The following is a 9,320-nucleotide window of genomic DNA, read 5'->3' on the forward strand; positions in this document are numbered from 1 at the left end:
TGGCGCGACGCGCGGCGATGGTCTCCAGAAAATAGGCCGCCAGTTCGCCGCTGGCCCGCTCCATCACCTCGGTCTGAGCCGGGGTGCGGAACGGGTTGAGGCCCAGGATCGTGCCCTCGGACCAGGCGCGGAACTCCTTCAGCCGATCATGGTCGACGCCCAGGATCGAGGCGATCACGTCGATGGGGATTGGCACGCAGAACAGGTCCATCAGGTCGAAGGGCGCATCGGTCGGCAACCGGTCGAGGGCCTCGTCGACGATGCGCTCCACCTCCGGCCGGAACTTGGCGACGCGGGCGTAGAGCGCCTGGGACAGGGGCTGGCGGATGCGGGCGTGGTCGGGATCGTCGAGGGTCAGGATCGATGTGCTCTCGCCGCGCGGCACACTGGGATCATAGTTCTCTTCCACCCGCTTGCGGGCCTGGGTCCCCTCCTCCGCGTTCAGGGCGTCGCGCCACAGGCCCCGGTCGGAGACCACCGCCCGGACATCGGCGTAGCGGCTGAGCACGAAGGCCCCAGAGATCGGATCCTGGCGCACGGGACAGCGGGCGCGGAGGTCGTCCAGCACCGCGTGCGGGTCGGCCCGATAGGTCGGGTCGAGCGGGGTAAGCTGGATGATGGTGGGAAGCGGGGCGTCGGACATGACGTTTTCCTGGATGACCTCTGGCGATCTCGCGTCGCCTGAACAGTGATCACCTTGGACCGCGACACGGTGGGCGCCAATAGGCTTGCGGCGCCGGGGCCGCCGCGCCATCTCATTGACGCCGGGGACGGCTTGACATCCGATGGCCGGAAAATCGGAACCATCGAGAGGCGCTCAGGATGCAGACCGCAACGCTTGGCCCCCTGGGCAAGGTCAGCCGCCTGACTCTGGGCGGCGGCGGCATCGGCCAGATCTGGGGGCCCACGGACCGCGCGGAGGCCCGCGACACCCTGCACGCCGCCGTCGAGGCGGGCATCACCCTGATCGACACCGCGCCCATGTACGGAACCTGCGAGGCGATCATCGGCGAGACCTTCGCTGGCGCCCCGCCCGCCCATCTGCGCTTCACCAGCAAACACCAGCTCGGCTCGCCCCCGGTCGGCGAGACGGCGGCGCGGCTTGAGGCCTCGCTGGAGGCGAGCCTGGCGACCATGCGGCTGAAACACATCGACCTGTTCTTCCTGCACTCCAACATCGCCCCGGACAACTACGCCTACGCCCATGGGGACGCCGCCCGCGACCGGTTCTCGACCCGCTGGTCGATCTATCGCGACGAAGTCATTCCGGCTTTCGAGCGCCTGAAGGCCCAGGGCCGGATACGCGCCTGGGGGATCACCGGCATTGGCGTTCCCCAGTCGATCCAGGCAGCCCTGACCCAGGCGCCGCGTCCCGACGTGGTCCAGGTCATCACCAACCTGATGGATTCCGCCGGCGGTATCCGGCGCTTCGCCGAGCCGGCCGCCCCCCGCCCGCTGCTGGCCGCCGCCAAGTCCCAGGGCGTGGGCGTGATGGGCATTCGCGCGGTCCAGGCCGGGGCTCTCACCGCCGCCATCGACCGCCCCCTTTCGCCCAACCATCCTGACTCCCTGGACTATGCCCGCGCCGCGCCGTTCCGCGCCCTGTGCGAAGCCTGGGGCCAGGACCCGGCCCTGATCGCCCATCGCTATGCGCTCGGCATGGAGGGGGTCGACACCCTGGTGCTGGGGGTCAAGAACCGGGACGAACTGGCCCAGGCCCTGGCGGCCGAAGCCGCCGGCCCCCTCCCCGCCGACCAACTCCACGAGATCGAACAGCTAGGATTGCGAACATGAAAAGCGTCGTCGTCACGGGCGTCTCCACCGGCATTGGCTGGGGTGTCGCCAAGGTCCTGATCGGTCAGGGCGTCCGGGTGTTCGGTTCGGTCCGCAAGGCCGCCGACGCAGAGCGCCTGGCCAAGGAATTTGGCCCGAACTTCGTTCCCCTGGTCTTCGACGTCACTGATGAGCGCGCCGTCGCCCAGGGCGCCGAGCAGGTGCGCCAGGCCCTGGGTGGAGAGCCGCTATTCGGCCTGGTCAACAATGCCGGCATCGCCGTGGCCGGGCCGCTGCTCAAGCTGCCGATCGCCGACTTCCGCCAGCAGATGGAGGTGAACCTCACCGGCGTCGTGATCGTCAGCCAGGCCTTCGCCCCCCTGCTCAGCGTCGGCGCCGACGGCAAGGGCCAGCCAGGGCGGATCGTCAATATCAGTTCGGTGGGCGGCCGCAGTTCCACGCCGTTCATGGCCCCCTACAACGCCTCGAAGTTCGCCCTGGAAGGCCTGTCCGGCGCCCTGCGGCGCGAGCTGCTGCTGTTCGGCGTCGACGTCATCGTGGTCGCGCCGGGCGCCGTGAAGACCGCCATCTGGGGCAAGGCCCAGGAGGTCGACATCTCTCCCTATAAGGACACGCCCTATTACGCCCCACTGGAAAAGGTCCGGGCGTTCATGAACGGGGCCGGCGGCCTGCCGCCCGAGACGCTGGGCAAGGTGGTGGCCAAGGCGCTCACCACGGCCAAGCCCAAGACCCGCTACACGGTCGCGCCAAACCCCGTGCAACACTTCATCCTCAGCCACATGCCCGACCGCATGGCCGACCGCGCGATCGGCAAGCGGCTGGGGCTGCTGCCCTAGCTAGGCGTCCCGGCGGGATTGCTCCGCCCGCCACTGGGCCTTCAGCATGGTGCTGGTGTCGCGCGATCCGTCGGGACTCCAGCCCGGCGGGCCGAACAGATAGCCCACGACCTCGCGCGGGCTGCGGGACCCGGCCAGGTCCTTGCCGATGGCGATCCACTCATGGAACGCCACCCGCAGCAGGTTGAAGTCGGCCAGGTTCTTGACGATCCCATAGCGCGGCGGCTCGGCGTCGAGTTCCGGCTCGAAGGTGCCGAACATACGATCCCAGATGATCAGGATGCCGGCGTAGTTGCGGTCGAGATAACGCGGGTTGCGCGCATGATGCACCCGGTGATGCGAGGGGGTGTTGAACACCGCCTCGAACCAAGCCGGCATTCGCTTGATCGCCTCGGTGTGAATCCAGAACTGATAGACGAGGCTGATCCCCTGCTGGATGGCGATCTGCGCGGGGGAGAAGCCCAGCCAGGCCAGGGGCAGCCAGAGCAGCCACGTTCCCGAAAGCCCGCCGGTCCAGGTCTGCCGCAGCGCGGTCGACAGATTGTAGTGCTGCGAGGAGTGGTGGTTGACGTGGGCCGCCCACCAGAACCGCCGCTCGTGGCTCAGCCGGTGGAACCAGTAATAGGTCAGGTCCTCCAGGAAGAAGACCGCCACCCAGCCCCACCAGGCGCCGAACGGCACGGTGAAGGCCCGATGGCTCCACACCCAGATGGTCGCCGCAAAGGTGATCCCGGCGGTGAGCACCCCGAAGATATTGCGACCGAACCCCATGCCCAGCGAGGCGAAGGTGTCCTTGGTTTCATAGTGGGCGTGGGCCACCCGCGCCTTGGCCAGGGCGATCTCCAGGATCACCGCCAGCACGAAGAACGGCACCGCCAGGGCGACGGGATCGAAAGGCGCCTGCAACATCAGACGAGACCCGCCGGCGGCCAGGCGTCGAAGGCCAGGGTCGCCTTGGGCGCGGCGATGTCCGCCAGGTCGAGCCGCAGCACCCCATCGCGAAAGGTCGAGGCCAGGGCCTGGGCCCAGGGGATATGGCGGGCCACATAGCCGTCGCCGACTTCGCACAGCACCAAGGCCGACGCACCCGAGCGGGCCAGGGCGCCGCGGCCGTCGACCGTCACCCACAAGCTGTCCAGCGCCTTGCCCGGAAACTCGTCGGCGAACAGGGCGCGGGCCCGGACATCGGACAGCGGCGGCGCCGGCTTGGAGATCTTGGCCCAGGCCGCCAGCGCGATCAGCACGCCCACGGCCACGGCCGATCCGCCGGTCTGAATGAGATAGGCCTTGTCGATCACATGCCCTCCTGGGCCAGCCTGATGCTCCGGAGGCGGACCGTCCGATGGGAAGCCCCCGCCCGTCAAGGGCGCTCCAGACTCACAGCCGCAGCGGCCCGCCACGGATTAACCCTGAGTTGCTTCGATCCAGACAAAACGGGCGCCGAGGCGAAAATTCAACTTCTGGAAGGCTTGCAGGCACTCAGATACCGCAGATTTTTGACACAACTTTCAAATGTGCGGCCTATTTCCCACCCTGGGGTCAATTACAACACCTCCGTTACGTCCACGTCTTCCGCTGCAACAGAATCGCCCGTAAAGCGCCACCCGCTCGGCCTCAATGAGACCTCCCCGTCTCAAGCCGGGCATCAAAACACGTTCGGGAGGATTCCTATGACTAGAGCTCGACTCATTGCGAGCGCGGCGCCGGTTGCGCTGATTTCCATTCTTTGGGCGGCCAGCGCTCAGGCCGAGGCCCCCGCGCCGTCGGCTGACACCGCGCCCCACACCGTCGACGAAATTGTCGTCACCGCGCAAAAGCGCACTCAAAACCTGCAAGACGTCCCGATCGTGGTGACCACCGTCAATGGCGCGACCCTGCGCGCCAACGGCGTGAAGGACATCAAGGACCTCACCATCCTCACCCCCGGCCTGACGGTCACCTCGACCACCAGCTCGACCTCGACCACCGCCCGCGTCCGCGGCGTCGGCACCGTCGGTGACAACATCGGCCTGGAAAGCTCCGTCGGCATCGTGATCGACGGCGTCTACCGCCCCCGCAACGGCGTCGGCTTCGGCGACCTGGGCGAACTGGAGCGCGTCGAAGTCCTGAAGGGTCCGCAAGGCACCCTGTTCGGCAAGAACGCCACCGCTGGCGTCATCAATGTCATCACCAAGCGCCCGGAGTTCTCCTTCGGCGCCGAAGGTGAAGCCAATGTCGGCAACTACAATCTGAAGGCCGTCTCCGCCGGCGTCACCGGCCCGATCATCGACGGCAAGGTCGCCGGTCGCCTGTTCGTGTCCAAGCGCGAGCGCGACGGCTTCGTCGACGTCGTGACCGGCGCGGGCCCGCGTTCGTTCAGCACTGACAACAACCAGAACTACTGGACCGCCCGCGGCCAGCTGCTGTTCACCCCGACCGACGCCCTCGATATCAATGTCAGCGTCGACTACACCAAGCGCGACGAGCGTTGCTGCACCTCGCTGCAGGTGATCAACGGCGGCGTCACCAAGATCATGGCCGCCGCCTTCCCGGGTTCGGTCGCCAATCCCCCGGCCTTCGACGACTACAAGGCCTACGCCAACCGCGACACCCGCAAGAACATCACCGACAAGGGCGTCTCGGCCGAAGTCTCCTACGACCTCGGCGCGGTCCAGCTGACCTCGATCACCGCCTATCGCGAATTCCAGACCCACTCGGGCGCGGAATCCGACCTGTCCACCGCCGACATCATCTGGTCCGACCAGAACTGGGTTGGCACCGGCTTCAAGACCTTCAGCCAGGAATTCCGCCTGGCCGGTTCGACCGACAAGCTGCACTGGACCGCCGGCACGTTCTTCACCCACGAAGACCTGACGTCCAAGGTCGGCACCCTCTACGGCGCCGACTTCGAGAAGTTCGTCAGCCTGCTGCTCTCGGGCGGCACGAATGGCAGCCTGATCTCGGCGCTCAGCGGCAATCCGGCGGGGACCACCTTCGCCAACGGCCAAGGCCAGCGTGACCAGTACAACCAAAGCGAACAAAGCTTCGCGGTGTTCGGCAACGCCTCTTATCAGCTGACCTCGAAGCTCGAGCTGACCGGCGGCCTGCGCTACACCTGGGAAAACAAGGGCGTCGACGCCTTCTACGGCAACACCGACGGCGGCAAGGGCTGTGCGACCTTCTCGGCCAAGGCTCTGCCGGCTTCGCTGATCAACGCGGTCTGCCAGACCTACCAGAACCCCGCCTTCAACAACCTGACCGCCAGCCAGGACATGAGCGAAGGCGCCCTGACCGGCACGGTGAAGGCGGCTTACCGCTTCAATCCGCAGGTCATGACCTACGCGTCCTACGCCCGCGGCTACAAGGCGGGCGGCTTCAACCTCGACCGTCTGGCCTATACCTACGTCGCGGGCTCTGCGACCTCGCTGAAGCCGATCACCAAGACCGACTTCGCGAAGGAATCGGCCGACTCCTACGAAGTGGGCGTCAAGTCGACCCTGTTCGATCGTCGCCTGCTGCTGAACGCCACCATGTTCTATCAGAAGTACACGGACTTCCAGCTCAACGCCTATAACGGCCTGGCCTTCACCGTGATCTCGATCCCGGAAGTCACGTCCAAGGGCGTCGACGCCGACTTCGTGTTCTTCCCGGTCCGCGGCCTGACCCTGCAGGGCGGCGTCACCTATGCCGAGACCGAGTACTCCAAGAAGGACCGCACGATCCTGGGCGCTACGTCGCGCCTGCCGGAATCGCGTCTGTCCTTCGCCCCGCTCTGGTCGGCCTCTACGGCGGTCAGCTACGAGCATGACCTGACCGAAGCCCTGGTCGGCAAGGCCAGCGTCTCGGCCAAGTACACCTCGGCCTACAACACCGGCTCGGACCTGAACCCGCTGAAGACCCAACAGGCCTTCACCCTGTGGAACGCGCGCCTCAGCGTCGGCCCGCAGGACGACAAGTGGGCCGTGGAGCTCTGGGGTCAGAACCTGACCGACGAGCGCTACTACCAAGTGGCCTATGACGCGACCTATCAGTCCGGCTCGATCGGCGCCTTCCCGTCCGCTCCGCGGACCTTCGGCGCCACCTTCCGGGTGAAGTACTAGGGTCCAGCCCCCGCCTCCGGGCAGGGGACCGGGACATCGACCAGAGGCCCCTCGCCGGCGACGGCGGGGGGCCTTTTCTTTTGAAACGCTATAACGTCGCAAGCTTCACAATTGCGAGATCGCCTTCCGGTTTCACTAAGATCGCCCTGCGGTTGATCCTATAATTCCTCTACGCGAGCGGGGCGCATGAACGCCGGAACTCGCGCTTTCCGAGGACATCATGACAAACTTATGGGTGTACGCGCCGTGGCTCGGCGCGCTTTTGCTCGCGCTTCTGCTGGTCGGTCTCATCGCCGCCTCCGGCATGATCCGCTACATCGGCAACGACCGCGTGGCCGTTGTCGAGAAACTCTGGAGCCCCTCCGGCTCCATCCGATCCGGCATCATCGCGTTGAGCGGCGAGGCCGGCTTCCAACCCGACGTCCTGCGCGGCGGGCTGCATTTCTTCGTGCCGTTCCAGTATCGGCTTCATGTCCAGAGCCTGGTGACCATTCCCCAGGGTCGGATCGGCTATGTGTTCGCCCGCGACGGGCGGCCGCTCAGCCCCGACCAGGCCCTGGCCGCCAACGCCGAGGACACCGACTTCCAGCAGACCCGCGCCTTCCTGGAGGCCGGCGGTCAGAAAGGCCCGCAGCGCAAGGTCCTGCGCGAGGGGTCCTACGCCATCAACCTGGCTCAGTTCGTGGTGGTCACCAAGGACGAGACATTCGCCCTGCAGCTCAGCGGCGGCGACACCGCCCTGCTCGACCAGATGGCTGAGGTGATCGAGGCCCGTGACGGCTTCGAACCGGTGGTGATCAAGGACGCCGACGACCAGATCGGCGTGGTCACGGTGCATGACGGCCCTGGCCTGGCCTCCGGCGAGATCATCGCTCCGGCGGTCGGCGCCGACCCGGCCGACGCGCGGACCTTCCATAACAGCTTCCAGGACCCGGAGAAGTTTCTGGCGGCGGGGGGGCGCAAGGGTCGTCAGCTCCAGGTCCTGGTCGAGGGCACCTACTACGTGAACCGCCTGTTCGCGACCGTGGAACGGATCTCCAAGACGGTGATCGAGGTCGGCCAGGTGGGCGTGGTGGTCTCCTATACCGGGGCGGCTGGCGTCGACACCTCGGGCGAAGGCTATCGCCATGGCGAGCTGGTGGAGAACGGGCGCCGCGGCGTCTGGACCGATCCGCTGCTGCCCGGCAAATACGCCTTCAACACCTATGCGGGGCGGATCACCCTGGTGCCGACCACCAACTTCATCCTGAAGTGGGAGGCCCAGGCCATCGGCTCGCACAAGTTCGACGAGAACCTGGCTGAGGTGTCGCTGATCACCAAGGACGCCTTCGAGCCCACCCTGCCCGTTTCGGTCGTGGTGCATATCGACTACCGCAAGGCGCCCCTGGTCATCCAACGCTTCGGGGACATCAAGCGCTTGGTCGAACAGACGTTGGACCCCATGGTCTCGGCCTATTTCAAGAACATCGGCCAAACCCGCACCCTGATCGAACTGCTGCAGGACCGCAGCGAGATCCAGTCGCTGTCGTCCAAGGAGATGCAGGCCAAGTTCGGGGTCTATAATCTCGAGCTCCAGGAAGTGCTGATCGGCACGCCCCGGCCCAATGCGGCCGGCGACGACCAGATTGAGCGCATCCTGACCCAGCTTCGCCAGCGTCAGATCGCCGACGAGCAGGTGGGCACCTATGAGCGGCAGAAGCTGGCCGCCCAGAAGGAGCGAGAGCTGCGCGAGGCTGAGGCCCAGGCCAAGCAGCAGACCGCGATCACCGAGTCCGAACTCTCCATCCAGGTCCAGCAGAACCAGGGCCGGGCGAACCTCGCGCGTTCCGAGCAGGAGGCCGAACAGACCCGGACCCTGGCCCGGGCCGAGGCCGACCAGATGCAGTTCCTGGGCGCCGGTGAAGCCAAGAAGGTGGTGGCGCTCGCCGCCGCCGAGGCGGAACGGGTGACCAAGGTCGGTCTGGCCCAGGCCAAGGCCATCGAGAGTCAGGTCGCCGCTTCCGGGGGCCCGCGTTTCCAGCTGGCCCGCCAGGTGGCTGAGCGCTTCGCCGAGGCGCTGGAGACCTCAGGCGTCGACGTGGTGCCGAAGGTGCAGATCGCCGGCGGCGCCGAAGGGGGTTCCGGCGGCGTGCTCCAGGCGCTGTTGACCCTGCTGATGGCTGAAAAGCTCGACCTGCCGCTGTCGGTGCTGGACGGGGAACCGCCGGCGGCGGCGCCCCGGCCCGCGACCACGGACGCCTGATCACCCTGGTTCGAACCTGAGCTCCATGTTCAGGACCTGAAGCCCGCCCGGCGCCAGGACGCCGGCCCCATCCGCCCGATTGAACGCGTCGGGCGGATGGGTCACCGGTTCCAGGCAGAAGAAGTCCGCCCCTGGCGGCGCATAGACCTGCAGCCAGCCCGCGTCGCTGGAGAGCGTCAGCCGCCCCTCAGGCGTCTCGATCACGGCTCGCCCGTCCCATGGCCCATAGCAGTGGTCGACCAGGGTGGCCGGCAGGCGCCCATGGGTGAGCCAGTCCATCTCCGGCCCGTCCTCGATCCATTCCAGGGCCAGGGCCTCGGCGTCGGTCCGCCACACGCCGTCGACATTGAGGTTCAGCCGCGTCGCGCC

General features: G+C 67.0%; 7 protein-coding genes and 1 pseudogene. 4 read left to right on the top strand and 4 right to left on the bottom strand.

Annotated elements, in window-relative coordinates; translation table 11 throughout:
- Positions 1–643, bottom strand: a 643-nt coding sequence (locus Q7P21_RS16590; RefSeq protein ID WP_304177978.1) for a cytochrome P450, incomplete at its 3' end; no start/stop codon positions are given.
- Positions 644–822: 179 nt separating this feature from the next.
- On the opposite strand from Q7P21_RS16590, the gene Q7P21_RS16595 reads away from it, so the two are divergent.
- Both Q7P21_RS16595 and Q7P21_RS16600 read left to right on the top strand, forming a co-directional pair.
- Complete coding sequence (locus Q7P21_RS16595; RefSeq protein ID WP_304177980.1) at positions 823–1,794, top strand: aldo/keto reductase; 972 nt, start codon at positions 823–825, stop codon at positions 1,792–1,794.
- Positions 1,791–2,630: an SDR family NAD(P)-dependent oxidoreductase gene (locus Q7P21_RS16600; protein ID WP_304177982.1), complete on the top strand. Its 840-nt coding sequence runs from the start codon at positions 1,791–1,793 to the stop codon at positions 2,628–2,630. Before Q7P21_RS16595 ends, Q7P21_RS16600 begins: the two co-directional genes overlap by 4 nt.
- Here Q7P21_RS16600 and Q7P21_RS16605 read toward each other — a convergent pair whose 3' ends face one another.
- A complete protein-coding gene (locus Q7P21_RS16605) occupies positions 2,631–3,539 on the bottom strand; it encodes a sterol desaturase family protein (RefSeq protein ID WP_304177984.1) in 909 nt (302 codons plus the stop codon). It abuts the gene before it with no gap.
- Positions 3,539–3,928 carry a hypothetical protein gene (locus Q7P21_RS16610; protein WP_304166005.1) on the bottom strand — a complete coding sequence of 130 codons (390 nt, stop codon included), beginning with the start codon at positions 3,926–3,928 and terminating at the stop codon, positions 3,539–3,541. The genes Q7P21_RS16605 and Q7P21_RS16610 overlap by 1 nt, the downstream gene beginning before the upstream one ends.
- A 372-nt stretch (positions 3,929–4,300) precedes the next feature.
- On the opposite strand from Q7P21_RS16610, the gene Q7P21_RS16615 reads away from it, so the two are divergent.
- Together Q7P21_RS16615 and Q7P21_RS16620 are read left to right on the top strand one after the other, a co-directional pair.
- Positions 4,301–6,709 carry a TonB-dependent receptor gene (locus Q7P21_RS16615; protein ID WP_304166007.1) on the top strand — a complete coding sequence of 803 codons (2,409 nt, stop codon included), beginning with the start codon at positions 4,301–4,303 and terminating at the stop codon, positions 6,707–6,709.
- A gap of 262 nt (positions 6,710–6,971) precedes the next feature.
- Entirely contained in the window at positions 6,972–8,951 is a 1,980-nt protein-coding gene (locus tag Q7P21_RS16620; RefSeq protein WP_304166009.1) for an SPFH domain-containing protein, read from the top strand.
- Here the strand turns inward: Q7P21_RS16620 and Q7P21_RS16625 are convergent.
- Positions 8,952–9,320 (bottom strand): annotated as a pseudogene (locus Q7P21_RS16625) (aldose 1-epimerase); the annotation flags it as partial.

The sequence above is a fragment of the Phenylobacterium aquaticum genome (assembly GCF_947378715.1).
Lineage (GTDB): Bacteria > Pseudomonadota > Alphaproteobacteria > Caulobacterales > Caulobacteraceae > Phenylobacterium > Phenylobacterium aquaticum_A.

Bases quoted from the DNA above. Each gene is read 5' to 3' on its own strand.
- Q7P21_RS16595 (WP_304177980.1), top strand. From the start codon at position 823: ATGCAGACCGCAACGCTTGGCCCCCTGGGCAAGGTCAGCCGCCTGACT.
- Q7P21_RS16600 (WP_304177982.1), top strand. From the start codon at position 1,791: ATGAAAAGCGTCGTCGTCACGGGCGTCTCCACCGGCATTGGCTGGGGT.
- Q7P21_RS16605 (WP_304177984.1), bottom strand. From the start codon at position 3,539: ATGTTGCAGGCGCCTTTCGATCCCGTCGCCCTGGCGGTGCCGTTCTTC.
- Q7P21_RS16615 (WP_304166007.1), top strand. From the start codon at position 4,301: ATGACTAGAGCTCGACTCATTGCGAGCGCGGCGCCGGTTGCGCTGATT.